The sequence below is a fragment of the Synechococcus sp. R3-13 genome (assembly GCF_047462195.1).
In the GTDB taxonomy this organism is placed as follows: domain Bacteria; phylum Cyanobacteriota; class Cyanobacteriia; order Thermostichales; family Thermostichaceae; genus Thermostichus.
This window is the reverse complement of the sequence record NZ_JANSIO010000129.1, coordinates 1-14,548: the sequence shown is the minus strand read 5'-3', so window position 1 is coordinate 14,548 and position 14,548 is coordinate 1. Positions and strand designations below refer to the sequence as shown.

General features: G+C 58.2%; 15 protein-coding genes and 1 pseudogene. 8 read left to right on the top strand and 8 right to left on the bottom strand.

The window, feature by feature from the left end; translation table 11 throughout:
- The 4 genes from NW856_RS04355 to NW856_RS04340 form a co-directional block, all read right to left on the bottom strand.
- A partial coding sequence (locus NW856_RS04355) for a Gfo/Idh/MocA family protein (protein ID WP_414399295.1) occupies positions 1 to 476 on the bottom strand: 476 nt, incomplete at its 3' end.
- A 180-nt stretch (positions 477 to 656) separates the two neighbouring features.
- Positions 657 to 1,277 (bottom strand): (2Fe-2S) ferredoxin domain-containing protein, encoded by a 621-nt coding sequence (locus NW856_RS04350; RefSeq protein ID WP_414399292.1) that lies wholly within the window; start codon positions 1,275 to 1,277, stop codon positions 657 to 659.
- Positions 1,261 to 1,539 carry an Asr1405/Asl0597 family protein gene (locus NW856_RS04345; RefSeq protein ID WP_414399291.1) on the bottom strand — a complete coding sequence of 93 codons (279 nt, stop codon included), beginning with the start codon at positions 1,537 to 1,539 and terminating at the stop codon, positions 1,261 to 1,263. Before NW856_RS04345 ends, NW856_RS04350 begins: the two co-directional genes overlap by 17 nt.
- A gap of 123 nt (positions 1,540 to 1,662) precedes the next feature.
- Positions 1,663 to 2,214 (bottom strand): Dps family protein, encoded by a 552-nt coding sequence (locus NW856_RS04340; protein WP_414328986.1) that lies wholly within the window; start codon positions 2,212 to 2,214, stop codon positions 1,663 to 1,665.
- A gap of 467 nt (positions 2,215 to 2,681) precedes the next feature.
- Here NW856_RS04340 and NW856_RS04335 point away from each other — a divergent pair, with 467 nt between their 5' ends.
- The gene (locus tag NW856_RS04335; protein ID WP_414399289.1) at positions 2,682 to 3,764 is read left to right on the top strand and encodes a YcjF family protein; all 1,083 of its coding nucleotides are present in this window, start codon (positions 2,682 to 2,684) and stop codon (positions 3,762 to 3,764) included.
- Here the strand turns inward: NW856_RS04335 and NW856_RS04330 are convergent.
- Together NW856_RS04330 and hslO are read right to left on the bottom strand one after the other, a co-directional pair.
- A complete protein-coding gene (locus NW856_RS04330; RefSeq protein ID WP_414399287.1) occupies positions 3,756 to 4,760 on the bottom strand; it encodes a glycosyltransferase family 2 protein in 1,005 nt (334 codons plus the stop codon). The two genes, NW856_RS04335 and NW856_RS04330, sit on opposite strands and share 9 nt — an antisense overlap.
- Before the next feature lie 52 nt (positions 4,761 to 4,812).
- Entirely contained in the window at positions 4,813 to 5,703 is an 891-nt protein-coding gene (hslO, locus tag NW856_RS04325; protein ID WP_414399293.1) for an Hsp33 family molecular chaperone HslO, read from the bottom strand.
- A gap of 342 nt (positions 5,704 to 6,045) precedes the next feature.
- On the opposite strand from hslO, the gene NW856_RS04320 reads away from it, so the two are divergent.
- The 4 genes from NW856_RS04320 (at position 6,046) to NW856_RS04305 (ending at position 8,612) form a co-directional block, all read left to right on the top strand.
- Entirely contained in the window at positions 6,046 to 6,531 is a 486-nt protein-coding gene (locus tag NW856_RS04320; protein ID WP_011433053.1) for an allophycocyanin subunit alpha, read from the top strand.
- 63 nt (positions 6,532 to 6,594) lie between these two features.
- On the top strand, positions 6,595 to 7,080 hold the full coding sequence (apcB, locus tag NW856_RS04315) for an allophycocyanin subunit beta (RefSeq protein WP_011433054.1): 486 nt from the start codon (positions 6,595 to 6,597) through the stop codon (positions 7,078 to 7,080).
- A 166-nt stretch (positions 7,081 to 7,246) separates the two neighbouring features.
- Positions 7,247 to 7,450 carry a phycobilisome linker polypeptide gene (locus tag NW856_RS04310; protein ID WP_011433055.1) on the top strand — a complete coding sequence of 68 codons (204 nt, stop codon included), beginning with the start codon at positions 7,247 to 7,249 and terminating at the stop codon, positions 7,448 to 7,450.
- Between the two features lie 133 nt (positions 7,451 to 7,583).
- Positions 7,584 to 8,612, top strand: coding sequence for an ATP-binding cassette domain-containing protein (locus NW856_RS04305; RefSeq protein ID WP_011433056.1), 1,029 nt, complete (start codon positions 7,584 to 7,586; stop codon positions 8,610 to 8,612).
- A 130-nt stretch (positions 8,613 to 8,742) separates the two neighbouring features.
- Here NW856_RS04305 and NW856_RS04300 read toward each other — a convergent pair whose 3' ends face one another.
- Positions 8,743 to 10,383, bottom strand: a complete 1,641-nt coding sequence (locus tag NW856_RS04300; RefSeq protein ID WP_414399285.1) for a 2-isopropylmalate synthase — start codon at positions 10,381 to 10,383, stop codon at positions 8,743 to 8,745.
- Positions 10,384 to 10,454: 71 nt separating this feature from the next.
- Complete coding sequence (locus NW856_RS04295; protein WP_414399283.1) at positions 10,455 to 11,387, bottom strand: arylamine N-acetyltransferase family protein; 933 nt, start codon at positions 11,385 to 11,387, stop codon at positions 10,455 to 10,457.
- Positions 11,388 to 11,645: 258 nt separating this feature from the next.
- Between NW856_RS04295 and NW856_RS04290 the strand changes: the two genes are divergently transcribed.
- From NW856_RS04290 to NW856_RS04280, 3 genes and pseudogenes are all read left to right on the top strand, one after another.
- A complete protein-coding gene (locus NW856_RS04290; protein WP_414399281.1) occupies positions 11,646 to 11,927 on the top strand; it encodes a MoaD/ThiS family protein in 282 nt (93 codons plus the stop codon).
- Between the two features lie 59 nt (positions 11,928 to 11,986).
- On the top strand, positions 11,987 to 14,125 hold the full coding sequence (locus NW856_RS04285; RefSeq protein ID WP_011433060.1) for a polyribonucleotide nucleotidyltransferase: 2,139 nt from the start codon (positions 11,987 to 11,989) through the stop codon (positions 14,123 to 14,125).
- A gap of 106 nt (positions 14,126 to 14,231) precedes the next feature.
- Positions 14,232 to 14,548, top strand: a pseudogene (locus NW856_RS04280) (histidine kinase); the annotation flags it as partial.

Below are 14,548 nucleotides of genomic sequence, written 5' to 3'. Positions count from 1 at the left end.
CGATAGGTCCAGCGGTCGGGGGCGGGGTGGGCGGCGGTGAGGGTAATGTAGCGGACGGCAAAGAGCTTGCCCAGCCCTTCCAGCTCTCGTTTCAGCAACAGGTGGACGCCGCTGATCAGCTCAATGTGTTCGACGTGCAGCAGCACCTGCCGCTCGGCTGCCAATTGCACCAAAGAACGTGCTTCGGCAGCGCTCAAGGCAAGGGGATATTCCACGACGGTGTGGATCCCGGCCTCCAGAGCAGCACGGGCAATGGCGGCATGATCCCGATTGATGGTGCTGACAAAAACCAGATCCAGCCGCTGCTCGCCCAACAGAGAAGACCAGTCCGAATAGGCGACGGCCCCCAACTCGGCGGCAAAAGCATCGCTCCGGTCGGGAGCTCGACCGGCAACAGCGACAATCTGCACTTGCCCATCTTTGCGCAAGGCCTCGGCCCGTGAGCGAGCTGCGTAGCCGGTGCCGATGATCCCCACCCGCAAGGTTTGTTCCCTCCCCTAGCCTGCCTCTGTCTGTAGCATCACACAGGAGGGATCCTTTGTACCACCCGGCAATCCGGATCTCGCTCCGCCTAGGTTTGCCGGAAAACTCCTGCTGCACCCTTTGATTTTGTGCCTACCTCACAGAGCTGTTCGCCGGTGGGGATCCCATGGGCGTTAGGAAGAAGCTGCTGCTTCAACCTCTTGGGGTTGCGGCGAGGAAAGCGGAAAATGCCGCTCCAACAAAGCCGGGATCCCCTGGGGGGAAACGCCGCTATAACGAGCCTTGTCGGGCATAAACACCACATGGGGGCCCCGTTTACAATCTTTCATGCAGCCCACCCCCTGCACGCAAATCGAACCGGAGTAGGCGGCCAAATGGGAGTTCAAGGCTTGCATCACCGCTCCGGCCCCCCGCCGATAACAGTCGGATTTCTGGCAGACCAGCACCTTACCTTTGACCTTTGGGACAACCGGCTCCGTCTCACCCCCGGAAGCTGGAGCTGTCGTCAAAGACATACCCTCCGCCTTCTCTCCGAGGGGAACCACCCGGTAAAGCACCCACTTCTCTCGCCCTTTGTGCGGATCCACCTCCCGCTCCCCACAGATCTGCACGGTGTCTCCAGGTTTGAGGGTGCGGTAGAGGGCAGAGCGCAGAGACTTGGGGATCTTGCCGGAAAAAACGTCCGCTCCGGCTTGCCAACGCAGGTACTTGAGCTTGCCGTCTTTATCGGGAAGAAATCCCAAAAACCGGCCTTCCGACTCAAACGGGATTCCTTGCTTAGGGAACTTGCTCATCTTGACCCCCAGCCTCTGTGTTGAGCTGCCAACAAACCTCTAGGCCATCCAATAACTCCTGTCGCCGCGCTGTGTGCTGACGGATCACACTGCGCACCTGTAGAACAGCCAATGGAGTACTCACCTCCACCCGCAGACGACCATCTCCTGTACAAATCGCCGGGATCCCCAATTCCATCAGCCGCCGACCAACGCGCCAGCGCTCGCCCAGAGGAATGTTCAAGAGATAGCCGCGCTCAGAGTCCAGAAAGGCGGGGTTCATGGCCGGGATCAGCACCTCAGAGTAAAGAATAGTGAAGAGATGAAACAAATTCTCAATAGCCTTTCAAAAAAAAGCCAGAGGCCGGAAGCTAGGCAGGCTCAAGCCCACCTGTAGACCCTCTGGCTAGACTCTGCCGTTCATCAAGCCAAAGACCAGGCTATCGTTGGCCAGGAAGTGATGGAGATGGAAAGCGCGATCCTCTGTTTTCAACAGGATTTGCTCGTAGAGGTAGCGAGTGGCCCGATCCCCAAGGCTCTCCGCCTGGGCTGCCTGTCGCCGCAGCAGATCGATGATGGCCTGCTCTGCCGCCAGGTCGTTCATCAACATTTGCCGCGCCCCAAAAGCTCCATCCGGCTCAGGGGTAAAACAGCAGAGCTGGGCCAAGCCGCTGAAGGTGGCTACCGGCACACCTCCCAGACCTTCCAGGCGCTCTCCCAAGTCGTGGACATGCTCCCTCACCTGCTCGTAATGATCTTTGAAAAGCTGGTGCAGCGGATAAAACTCGGTGCCCTCCACCACGAAGTGATGCTTTTGGTACTGCAAATACAGCCCCTGGAAGCTGGCCAGCAGGGCGTTCATCCCCTCGCAAACCGGCTGGGTTATCTCAGTGCCAAGCAAGACAGGATTGTCGCGCACGCTGTTGAAAGACTGGCGCAGGGTTGAAGTTTCGGACATAAAATTCTCCAGCACAAGTTAAGAGAAGCTGCGAATCCTAAACTGCCCGCCATAGCGGGCCTGGGATCCTTGGGTGTTTATCTCCAAATCTAGCATAGTGCAGAAAATGGCTCTTGTGAATAACTCTCAATAAGCCCGTTGTTGCAGATCCCTTTGGAGTGGGATCAGGGCGCAGACAGATTGGCTCTTGGCTAGGTCAGTCTCCGGTATCGGAAGAAACTTGGCAGTAGGATCCGCCCTGAACTACCTTTGTGGGGCTATCGGCCTTAGGGGAAGAAGCAAGAAGCATGTCTCAGAAAAGCCCATCCTTCTTAGAGAAACTGACTGACCTAACCCGCCAAATTGTTGACCGTGCCCGAGGCATCCCAGAAGCTTCTGAATCTCTCGAGAAGCCAGAAGCCTTTAAGTCTTTCTGGAATTCGGTGTCTCAGATACTACAGAAGGACCTCCTAGAGGCGCAGACAGAGTTGGGCCACTGCAACATCCTGGTCATTGGCAAAAGCGGGGTGGGCAAGAGCACCTTGGTCAATGCAGTGTTTAGAGATGAGCTGGCCCGTACCGGTGTTGGCAGCCCCGTCACCCGCCACATTCGTCAGTATTCCAAGCCAGGTTGCCCAATCACCATCTACGATACACCTGGCATGGAACTAGACGGTGAACAGAATCAGCAAGTTCGCCTGGAGGTTTCCCAGCTTATCGAGGAGCTGCGCTTTAAGGATCCTGAACATCACATCCATGTTGTTTGGTACTGCCTCCACCACGAACTGAAGCGGTTGGAGGAAGTTGAACGCAAATGGCTAAAGGAGTTGGAACTCAAAGACGTTCCCGTCATCTTGGTCTTAACCCAATGCTTGGAATATCCCAATCCTGAAGAGAGCGAGTTTTTCCGGTATTTGCAGCATCAAAATTTGCCTGTCCGCTACATTGTTCCCGTTTTGGCCCGCAACAAGGCGATTAACCGGCAAATTACCATTCCTGCCCACGGGCTGGAGCACCTAATTGGCTGCACGCTAGAGCTTTTGCCGGAAGTGGCTCGCCTTGCCTTTATCCGCCAGCAATTGCTGCGAGTGGATCTCAAAGCCGAGGCTGCCTTTAAGTACGTATCAGGCTATGTGGCCAGTGCAGCGTTTATCGGGGCAGTGCCCCTTCCCTTTGCAGATGCCCCTCTGTTGGTTACAGCCCAAGCAGGCATGATTGCCAATATCAGCTTTATTTTTGGCTTCGAGGCTTCCCCTTCTTTTTACTACTCTTTGATAGCCGCTTTGGCAGGCACTACAATTACAACAGCAATCGGGCGAACGATTGTGTCCAACTTGCTGAAGATGATTCCCGGCCCGGGGATTGTAGGCAGCGCTATCCAATCCACTACGGCAGCCACCCTCACTCTCTCTCTGGGCCTGGCCTATATCGAGCTGATGAAGGCCATCGCCCGCGCCAAAATCCAAGGGATCCAGCTATCTCCAGAAGAGATGAAAGATATCTTTACACGCGAGTACCAAAGTTATGTTGCCTCGGGATCCAAAACTCTGAAAGATGACTTTTCATCCTAGCTTTTGCGTAGGTACTGAATCTAGGGCAGGGGAAGGTCGTGGGGTCTCAAACCCAAAGGTGCCATTGACCAGGTAGAGGGGACGGCCTTTCACTTCTTCAAAAACGCGGCCTAAATATTCGCCAATCACGCCCAAGCTGATCAGCTGGATCCCGCCCAAAAACAAGATCATCACCGCTAAAGAGGCATAGCCAGGTACATCGGAGCCAAAGAGCAAGGTGCGGATGATGAGAAAAAGGCCATACAAAAAGGCTGGAACCGAGATCGCCAACCCTATGTAGCTCCACACCCGCAACGGCCAAGAGCTAAAAGAGGTGATGCCTTCTATGGCTAGGTTCCACAGCCGCCAGTAGTTCCACTGGGTTTTGCCGCGAAAGCGGGGGGCGCGATCGTAAAAAATGGCCGTTTGCCGGTAGCCCACCCAGGCAAAGATCCCTTTCATAAAGCGGGTGCGCTCTCGCAGCTGTTTAACTGCCTCCACCACCTGCCGATCCAGCAGTCGAAAATCCCCCGTATTGCGCGGGATCCGCACCTGGCTGAGTTGATCAATCAACCAATAGAAGCCGTTGGCTGTAAAGCGTTTTAGCCAGCTCTCCCCGCGGCGGCTGCGGCGCACCGCATAAACCACCTGATAGCCCTGCCGCCACTGCTGCAGCATCTCCGGGATCAGCTCCGGCGGATCTTGCAAGTCGGCATCGATGGGAACAACAGCTCGACCAGAGGCGTGATCGAGGCCGGCAGTAAGGGCGATCTCCTTGCCATAGCAACGGGAAAGGTTCACCACTTTGATACGGGGATCCCGACGATGGAAGGCAATGAGCTTTTCCAGCGTGTTGTCTTGGCTGCCATCGTTGACGCAGATAATCTCGTAGGGGATCCCCAGCGGCTCCAAGGTAAGTTGCAGGCGTTCGAACAGGTGTTCCAGGTTATCCGCCTCATTTTTGCAGGGGACAACAACCGATAATTCAACCAACTCAACCGGGGGCTCAGACAACATCGAGAGGTGTCAGAAAACAATGAGGATCCCGTAGTTGGCCATCATTTTGCCATTAGGGGGTGGCCGACATCTCCGCCACAATCGAGCGCAGCTCATCCTCTGAGATGCGATAAACCTCGTTGCAAAAGTGGCAAACTGCCTCTGCCCCCTTATCGGTGTGGATCATATCGAGCAATTCGTCCCGCCCCAACATGCGCAGAGCCCCCTTCACCCGGTCGGAATTGCACTTGCAGTAGAAGCGGATGGTGCGCATTTCCGGCGCAATTTTCAGATCCAGGTCGCCCAGGCAAAGTTGCAACAGCTCCCGCAAGCCGCCGCCGCAAGCCAACATCGGGCTAAACTCTTCCACTTTGGCCAAACGGGCCTCCATCTCCGGAATCAGACTGGCCGGCGCCCCTGGCATCAGCTGCAACAACACTCCGCCGGCGGCGCGTACCCGCTGTGAGTCGAGATTTACTCCCAGAAGGACTGCCGAGGGAATCTGCTCTGAGGAGGAGAGGTAGTAGGTGATGTCGTCTCCCACCTCTCCCGAAACCAGCTCCACCGCGCTGGTGTAAGGCTGGCCATACCCCAGATCCCGCAGCACATGGAGGTAGCCATAGCGCCCAACGGCTTGGCCCACATCCAACTTGCTCTCGGCAGTGAGAGGAAGCTCAATGGCGGGGTTGCTCACATACCCGCGTACCGTGCCATCCAAGCCGGCATCCACCCAGATGTTGCCCAAGGGGCCATTCCCTTTCAGTTGCAGGTTAATCCGCGCCTGGCGTCGCTTCAAGTTGGCCGCCAGCAACAGGGCTGCGCTCATGGCCCGCCCCAGAGCCACCGTCGCGACATAGGACAGCTTGTGCCGTTCCCGTGCCTCTTGTACCGCCTGGGTAGACACCAAGCCCACCACCCGAATTTTGCCTTCTGCCGCCGTGGCCCGGATGAGGTGATCCGGCAGAGATGAGGGTGTACCCTCAGAAATACCTTTCGCTCGCTTCAATCGTTCTGACCCAGAGGCATCCGTCATCGCAACCTCAACGCATGTCTTAAACCAAGCCTGCAGGGATCCCCTGGCGACTCAGCCTTCATTCTAAGTGAGTCTAAGTGAGATTGTAGCCCCTCTCTTGCCGGACTTTGGGGAGGGAACTGCCCTGTCGGGGCGGGAATGGGACTGTCCCTTTTCTGGGAGAGATTTTAAGAAGTGTGAAGATCTGAGATGGCAGACGGCAAGCATATCGGAAAATAACTTGCGGGTATGCTCGTCATACTCTTTAAAAAATCGACTTGAGGATGGATATCCATGAGTGTTGTTACGAAATCGATTGTGAACGCGGACGCGGAGGCCCGCTACCTCAGCCCGGGGGAACTGGATCGGATCAAGTCCTTTGTCACCTCGGGCGAGAAGCGGTTGCGCATTGCTCAAGTCTTGACCGAGTCTCGTGAGCGCATCGTCAAACAAGCTGCCGACCAACTCTTCCAGAAGCGCCCCGACATTGTTTCTCCGGGGGGCAATGCCTACGGGGAAGAGATGACGGCGACTTGCCTGCGGGATATGGACTACTACCTGCGCCTGATCACTTACGGCATCATTGCCGGCGATGTCACCCCGATTGAAGAGATCGGCCTGGTGGGTGTCCGCGAGATGTACAACTCCCTGGGCACACCCATTCCGGCGGTGGCCGAGAGCATTCGTCAAATGAAGCAGGTGGCCATGGGTCTGCTCTCTCCTGACGATGCGGCTGAAGCCGGCTACTACTTCGACTTTGTGGTGGGGGCAATGAGCTAATCCCTCATTGTTTTTGCCGCACAACCCTTTGCTGTTCGTCGATTTGGATTTAGGAAGCTCATCATGCAAGACGCAATTACTGCTGTAATCAACAGCTACGATGTTCAAGGCAAGTATCTGGACAGCTCGGCCATGGAGAAGTTGAAAGCCTTCTTCGCCACAGGCGAGCTGCGGGTGCGGGCGGCTGCCACCATCGCGGCCAATGCCTCCACCATCGTCAAGGATGCTGCTGCCAAGGCGTTGCTGTACTCTGATCTCACCCGTCCTGGCGGCAACATGTACACCACCCGTCGCTATGCTGCCTGCATCCGCGACATGGACTACTACCTGCGCTACGCCACCTACGCCATGCTGGCCGGGGATCCCTCCATTCTGGACGAGCGGGTGCTGAACGGGCTCAAGGAGACCTACAATTCCCTGGGAGTGCCCATTGGGGCAACCATCCAGGCCATCCAAGCCATGAAAGAGGTAACTGCCGCTCTGGTGGGTGCTGAGGCCGGCAAGGAAATGGGGGTGTACTTCGATTACATCTGCTCTGGCCTGAGCTAACTCCCGGCGTCATTGCCTCAGGGGAGGTGTATTCTTCAACGAGCACGGCGGGCGATTTGCCACAGGGATCTGGTGTGCTAGCTGAAGTACGCGAGCTTTCTGGGGTGAGTCGCCTGTTTTGCTGGTCAAGATAGCCCATTTTGTTGTTGAGCGGGGATCCCATATCATGCGCATGTTCAAGATCACGGCCTGTGTGCCCAGCCAAACCCGAATTCGCACCCAGCGGGAGCTGCAAAATACCTACTTCACCAAGCTGGTGCCCTATGAGAACTGGTTTCGGGAACAGCAGCGCATCCAGAAATCGGGTGGCCGCATCCTGAAGGTGGAGCTGGCCACGGGTAAGCCTGGGATGGACGTAGGACTGCTGTAGTTCCCCTATTCGTTCGTTGCTTTCCCTCGGATACTGAGAAATAGCCCTCTGCAGATCCGGTATGCCCAGCTCTGGAAGCTCTGTTCTTGGGGTTGGGGTAGCGGATCTGGCCGTTTTGTAGGGGTGGGGGTAGATGTTGCCTGATGTGCCGACCCGGTTGGAGCCAATCATTGCCGCCCACAACCTGAGCAAAGTTTATCCAGTGGCCGTCAAGGATCCCGGAGTGGTTGGCACCCTGCGCCACTTTTTTCGCCGCACCTATCGCCACATCCCGGCAGTGCAGTCCGTGAGCTTTCAAGTTCAGCCGGGGGAGATGGTGGGATTTTTGGGGCCCAACGGGGCGGGCAAGACCACTACCCTCAAGATGTTGACTGGTTTGATCTATCCGTCCGGCGGCACGGTGCAAGTGGTGGGTCATGTGCCTTACCGCCGGGAGCCGGCGTTTTTGCGGCAGATCACCCTGGTGATGGGGCAGAAGCAGCAGCTCATTTGGGATCTGCCGGCAATGGACTCTTTGCGCATCAACGCTGCCGTTTACGAGATCCCTGAGAAGGAGTTTCGGGAGCGGGTGGGGGAGCTGGCGGAGCTGCTCGACCTAGAAAGCAAGCTGAAGCAACCAGTGCGCAAGCTTTCCTTGGGGGAGCGGATGAAGGCGGAGCTGTTGGCGGCTCTGTTGCACCGCCCGCAGATCTTGTTTTTGGACGAGCCCACCTTGGGGTTGGATGTCAACGCCCAGGCCGGCGTGCGGCAATTTCTGCGGGATTACAACCGCCGCTATGGAGCAACGGTGCTGTTGACCAGCCATTACATGGCCGATATTACTGCGCTGTGCCAACGGGTGCTGGTCATCAACGCGGGGCAGCTCATGTACGATGGCGACCTCGAGGCATTGCTGGAGCGCTTTGCCCCCTACCGAGAGGTGAGGTTGAAATTGGCTCGCCCTTGCCCTGTTGCCCAACTGCAGCTCTATGGAGAGGTGCGTACGGACGGGGATCCGGGCAGCTGTGAGGCGCGGCTGTGGGTGCAGCGGGAGCAGCTCACCCAAACGGTGGCCAAGCTCTTGGCAGAGCTGGATGTGCTGGATCTAACGGTAACCGACCCGCCCATCGAGGAAGTGATCGGGCGGGTGTTTGCGGATGGGATCCCTTCGGCCAGCCCATAGGGTCATTTGCAACAGGGTTAGGTTGAGCGTGGGCTCCCTTCTTCCCCAAGAGGAGAGGGGCTGGGGGTGAGGGTCAGCAGCGAAGGATCCCAGCTTTGTTGGAAACGACTGGGATTCCCTAACCCTTCCCTCAGATCTTCTGGGCAGCAGCCTCGCGCTGGTCAGCCGTCGAGCGTGCCGCGTGCAGCGCAGAGTAGAGCTTGTTGAGGGCATTCATGTAGGCTTGGGCCGAAGCGACGATGATGTCGGTGTTGGCGGCATGGCCGGAAAAGATGCGGTCTTCGTGGCGCAGGCGGATGGTGACTTCCCCAATGGCGTCGATGCCGGCAGTAACCGATTGGACAGAAAACTCGATTAACTTGTTGGGGATATTGACAATGCGGTTGATGGCCTTGTACACCGCATCCACCGGGCCTGTGCCCACGGCAGCGTCCACCCGCTCTTCCCCTTCCGGGGTTACCAGGCGCACCGTGGCAGTGGGAGCCTCTCGATTGCCACACACCACTTGGACATGCTCCAGGCGATAGAGCTCCGGCACCGGGCGAGTTTCGTCGTTAACAATCGCTTCCAGATCCAGGTCGGAGATTTCTTTTTTCTTGTCAGCCAGCTCTTTGAAGCGCAAGAAGGCCTTGTTCAGATCCTGCTCCGACAGCTCGAACCCCAGTTCTTTGAGGCGGGTGCGAAAGGCGTTGCGGCCCGAGTGCTTGCCCAACACCAAGGTGCTCGATTGCAGGCCGATGGTCTGGGCATCCATGATCTCATAGGTCTGGCGGTTCTTCAACATGCCGTCCTGGTGGATGCCAGATTCGTGGGCAAAGGCGTTGGAGCCGACAATGGCCTTGTTGGGCTGCACCAACATGCCGGTGAGGTTAGAGACCAGGCGGGAGGTGCGATAGATCTCCTGAGTTTTGATGTGGGTGAGGGGCTTCTCGGAGTCCACCGGCAGGCCGAAGTAGGGGTTGAAGTAGCTGCGCCGCACGTGCAGGGCCATCACCAACTCTTCCAGGGCTGTGTTGCCGGCCCGCTCACCAATGCCGTTGACCGTCACTTCCACCTGACGTGCGCCCTGCTTGATCGCTTCCAAGAAGTTGGCCACCGAAACCCCCAGATCGTCGTGGCCATGCACGGAAAGGATCGCTTGCTTAATGTTGGGCACGTTCTCGCGGATGCCCTTGATCAGTTGGCCGAACTCCTCCGGCATGACATAGCCGACGGTATCGGGGATGTTGATGGTTGTAGCCCCCGCCCGAATGGCCGCCTCAATCACCTGGTATAGGAACTCGGGATCGGAGCGGGTGGCGTCCATCATGGAGAACTCCACATCGTCCACGAAGGACTTGGCGTAGGCCACCATCTCCTCGGCAATTTGCAGCACTTCGGCGCGGGTTTTGCGCAACTGATACTTCAGGTGAATGTCGGAGGTGGAGATGAAGGTGTGGATGCGGGGCTTGGCAGCGGGCTTTAGGGCTGCAGCGGCTGCCTCAATGTCCGGCTTGAGGGCGCGGGCCAGGCTGCAAATCACGGGGCCATCGGGCGTTCCCACCTGCTCGGCCACTTTCTGCACGGCCTCGAAGTCACCGGGGCTGGCATAGGCAAACCCCGCTTCGATGATATCGACGCCCAGCCGGGCCAACTGCCGGGCAATGGCCAGCTTCTCTTCGGTGTTGAGGGTGGCGCCGGGGCACTGCTCCCCGTCTCGCAGGGTGGTGTCGAAAATGAGTACGTGATCCAAAGCTTGGCCATCAAACCCGGCGACCGCGGCAGCATCCATAACGGTTACTGGGATAACGAAACACTACCTCATTATTCTGACATTAACTGGGACATTAACTGGCAGGGGTTCTAGCCTTGTTTGGGGAAGATTTGGGTGGGCTCTGTTGAGACGTCATTGGGCTTGGGTCTTGCAACCTTTCCCCTGGGATCCCCAGCGGCGGCAGGAGATGGGGGAAGGCAGATCCCGAAGGCGCAGGCGAGCAGTTGTTCATACTCTTTCTCATCCCTGAGAGGGCGTTCCCAGCGGCCTTCTGGGGTGGTCTCGATCCACTTGAAAGAGCCATTGGCGCGGGCGGTGAGGGTGACCCGTCCGGTCGGAGTGGCCAGGGTGCAAAGGCGCAGCCGGGTAAACATCGATTCTGGCGAAGTTTGGTGAAAGTGGCACATGGGCTCGAACTCCTGCAGGGAGCGTGGGATCCGATCCAGAAGAAATAGAGTTTTCCAGGTGCGATCCGGCTGTTCCTGCTGAATGAGCCAATAACGGCAAGCAGTGGGATCCCCTGGCCAAGGGGTGAGGCGGTAGCGTCCTTCAGCCTGGGCCTGAACCCCAGGATCCCCCAGCCGCAGCGGTTCGCGAAAGGCATCCCCATACCCCACATCTGCCAGCCAGGCTTCATCGCCGATGTTCACCTGCACAGCCAAGTGGTCGCACTCAGGTCCAAAGCGGACATCGGACTCCGTCGGAGTAGCGCGAACGGCGCGGCTCACCTGTCCTGAGAGCAGGTGTACCGAAAACCCCATTCCCTGCAAGGCAGCGGCCAGCAGGCTGTTCAGCTCAAAGCAAAAGCCGCCCCGCCGCTCTCGGACGATTTTTTGGAACAAGAAATCCCGCTCCAGGCAAATGGCGCGACCCCGATGAATGTCCAGATTTTCAAACGGCACCCTCAGCAGGTGGGCTCGGTGGATCTGGCGGAGGGTTTGCAGGGTGGGCTGGGTGGAGCCAACGTAGCCGATCCGATCCAAGTAGGCCCTGATTTGGGAGGGGGTCAGTGGCTCTAGCATCAGCACAGAAGCCGGTTGGCTGCAAACTGCAAAGCAAGCTTTTGACCTACCCTAGCCTTGCCCCGGATCCCCGGCCAGAGCCAGAAGAACAGTTCACTGGAATCTGAAAGACGGCATCTTTTCCCCGGAGCCGATTTTTCTGTGGCTGTAGGGATCCCTGATGAGTAGGAGATGGGCAGAGGATTCTGGTGGACGGCCAGGCCCAAGCTTGCCCAAGATGGTTTACAAGACCGTCCAAAGCAGGTGGGAGCGCTACCGATGGCTGCTGCCCAAAATTTGCCCTCCGATGAGCTTTTTCCCATCACGCTGAAGCTCTTTGCCGTCTATCAAGAAGTAATCGGACAAACCGAGATGTGCCTGCAGGTGAGCCCCGGTACCACCGTCGGGCAACTGTGCGATCAACTAATCCAGCGCTACCCCAGCTTGGCTCCTTGGCGCTCCCAAACGCGCTTCGGTCTCAACCTCAATTTTGTAGCTGCCGACACTCCCCTATCGGCGGAAGACGAAGTCGTCCTGATCCCTCCGGTCAGCGGGGGCTGAAAAGGAGCAAAAGGAGAATGCTACGATAGCGGCAAGAAAAAAAGAAGGCGAAGCGTTACATGGCAGAATACACTCGGTCGATTTCCTTTTATGGGCGGGAAATTGACATCAATATTGGGCTGATGGCCCCTCAGGCAGGGTGTGGGGTTTGGCTGACTTCGGGCGAAACCTCGATTTTGGTTACCGCCACACGGCAGCCAGGCCGGCCTGGCGTTGATTTTATGCCCTTGTTGGTCGATTACGAAGAGCGCCTCTACGCAGCGGGGCGGATCCCAGGGGGATATCTGCGGCGAGAAGGCCGGCCACCGGAACGGGCCACTTTGATCTCTCGCTTAATAGACCGACCCATTCGTCCGTTGTTCCCAGAATGGCTGCGGGATGATGTGCAGGTGGTGGCCACCACCCTCTCTGTAGATGATACGGTGCCGCCCGATGTGTTGTGTATTTTGGGAGCCTCGTTGGCCATTCACGGTGCTCGCATCCCCTTCAACGGCCCCGTGGCGGCGGTGCGGGTGGGCTTGGTCAAGGATGAATTTATCCTCAACCCCACCTATGCCGAAATTGAGGCGGGCGATCTGGATCTGGTGGTGGCCGGCTGTGCCGATGGCGTGATCATGGTGGAAGCCGGGGCCAACCAACTGCCGGAAAAGGATGTGGTGGAGGCCATCGAGTTTGGTTTCGAGGCCATTCAGGAGCTGCTCAAAGCCCAACAGCAAGTCCTGGCGGATCTCAACATCACCCCGGTAGAGCTGCCCCCTCCCCCCAAAAACGAGGAGCTGATTGCTTTTGTGGAAGAGCAGGCTCAGGAGGGCATTCGCTCCATTCTCAGGCAGTTTTTGGACAAGACCAGCCGGGAACAGCAACTGGAGGAGCTCAAGGCCAAGCTGGAGGCCCAAATCCAGGAACGGCCAGAGGGGGATCCCTTGCGGCTCTATCTTCTGGAAAACCCCAAAGAGTTGGACAACCAGTTCAAGGCTCTGCTCAAGAAGCTGATGCGCCAGCAAATCCTGCAAGAGGGGGTGCGGGTGGATGGACGCAAGCTGGACGAGGTGCGACCGGTCTCTTGCCGGGTGGGTTTGATCCCAAGGGTTCACGGCAGTGCCTTGTTCAATCGCGGCCTCACCCAAGTCCTTTCCATTACCACCCTCGGCACCCCCGGCGATGCCCAGGAGCTGGACGACTTGCACCCGGTGGATGAGAAGCGCTACATGCACCACTACAATTTTCCGGGCTTTTCAGTGGGAGAAACGCGGCCTTCACGCTCCCCGGGGCGGCGGGAGATCGGTCATGGGGCGCTGGCGGAGCGGGCCTTGGTGCCGGTGCTGCCCAAGGAAGAGGAGTTTCCCTACGTGGTGAGGGTGGTGTCGGAAGTGCTCTCCTCCAACGGCTCCACCTCGATGGGATCCGTCTGTGGCTCCACTCTTTCCCTAATGGATGCTGGGGTGCCGATCAAAGCGCCGGTCAGCGGGGTGGCCATGGGTCTTATCAAGGAGGGGGACGAGGTGCGCATCCTCACCGACATCCAGGGGATCGAGGACTTTCTGGGCGACATGGACTTCAAGGTGGCCGGTACGCGGGCGGGGATCACCGCTCTGCAAATGGACATGAAAATCACCGGCATCACCGTTGACGTGGTGGAACAGGCCATCCGGCAAGCCAAGGCCGGACGCGAGTTCATCCTCGACAAGATGCTGGAGACGATTGCTGCGCCTCGACCCCAGTTGGCCAAAACGGCTCCCCGTCTGCTCACGTTCAAGGTGGATCCGGAGGACATCGGCAAGATCATCGGCCCCGGTGGCAAGACCGTGCGCGGCATCACCGAAGCGACGGGGGCCAAGGTGGACATCAGCGACGACGGCACAATCACCGTGTCTTCCTCGGTGGGCGGCCAGGCGGAGGCGGCGCGGGCGATGATCGAAAATCTGGTGCGGCGGGTGGAAGAGGGGCAGGTGTATTTGGGCAAGGTGACCCGCATCATCCCCATCGGCGCTTTTGTGGAGTTTTTGCCCGGCAAAGAGGGCATGATCCACATTTCGCAACTGGCGGAGTACCGCGTCGGCAGGGTGGAAGATGAGGTGGCTGTGGAGGATGAGGTGGTGGTCAAGGTGCGCAGCATCGATCACAAAGGCCGCATCAACCTCACTCGCCTCGGCATTAGCCCTGAGGAAGCAGCGCGGGTGCGCAACCATCACCACTGAGGCTGCGGTTTTCCCCCAGCAACGGGGGCCTCGGCAGCTACCAGAATGGCAACTAGCTCCGCGTCTGCAGTGCCGTTCGCGTCGGGGTTGCGGAGCACTTTGCAGTATGCCGGATTCTATCCCCCACTTGCTCGCTGGCCAAAGCCCTACTTCTCCGGCTCGACTGTCCCCCTCCCGGCGGCGGCTGGGCTGGGCGTTGGCTTGGGGCTTGGGTTGGGCTGCTCTGCTTAACCTTTCCGCTCAGCATCCTTTGTTGGTGCGGATGGAGAGCGACGCCCAGGAGTGGCTGTACGCTTGGCGTGGCCCTCAGCAGCCTTCTCCCGAGGTGGTGATCGTCGGCATTGATGGTCGTATAGGACTCGATCGCGACAGCGGTGCGGAGCACGTTCCCGCTAACGGGAACAGCGGACAGGGGGAAAGCAA

Excerpts from the sequence above, each read along its gene's own strand:
- NW856_RS04350 (WP_414399292.1), bottom strand. The coding sequence starts at position 1,277 with ATGAGCAAGTTCCCTAAGCAAGGAATCCCGTTTGAGTCGGAAGGCCGG.
- NW856_RS04345 (WP_414399291.1), bottom strand. The coding sequence starts at position 1,539 with ATGAACCCCGCCTTTCTGGACTCTGAGCGCGGCTATCTCTTGAACATT.
- NW856_RS04340 (WP_414328986.1), bottom strand. The coding sequence starts at position 2,214 with ATGTCCGAAACTTCAACCCTGCGCCAGTCTTTCAACAGCGTGCGCGAC.
- NW856_RS04330 (WP_414399287.1), bottom strand. The coding sequence starts at position 4,760 with ATGTTGTCTGAGCCCCCGGTTGAGTTGGTTGAATTATCGGTTGTTGTC.
- NW856_RS04320 (WP_011433053.1), top strand. The coding sequence starts at position 6,046 with ATGAGTGTTGTTACGAAATCGATTGTGAACGCGGACGCGGAGGCCCGC.
- apcB (WP_011433054.1), top strand. The coding sequence starts at position 6,595 with ATGCAAGACGCAATTACTGCTGTAATCAACAGCTACGATGTTCAAGGC.
- NW856_RS04310 (WP_011433055.1), top strand. The coding sequence starts at position 7,247 with ATGCGCATGTTCAAGATCACGGCCTGTGTGCCCAGCCAAACCCGAATT.
- NW856_RS04305 (WP_011433056.1), top strand. The coding sequence starts at position 7,584 with ATGTTGCCTGATGTGCCGACCCGGTTGGAGCCAATCATTGCCGCCCAC.
- NW856_RS04300 (WP_414399285.1), bottom strand. The coding sequence starts at position 10,383 with ATGGATGCTGCCGCGGTCGCCGGGTTTGATGGCCAAGCTTTGGATCAC.
- NW856_RS04295 (WP_414399283.1), bottom strand. The coding sequence starts at position 11,387 with ATGCTAGAGCCACTGACCCCCTCCCAAATCAGGGCCTACTTGGATCGG.
- NW856_RS04290 (WP_414399281.1), top strand. The coding sequence starts at position 11,646 with ATGGCTGCTGCCCAAAATTTGCCCTCCGATGAGCTTTTTCCCATCACG.
- NW856_RS04285 (WP_011433060.1), top strand. The coding sequence starts at position 11,987 with ATGGCAGAATACACTCGGTCGATTTCCTTTTATGGGCGGGAAATTGAC.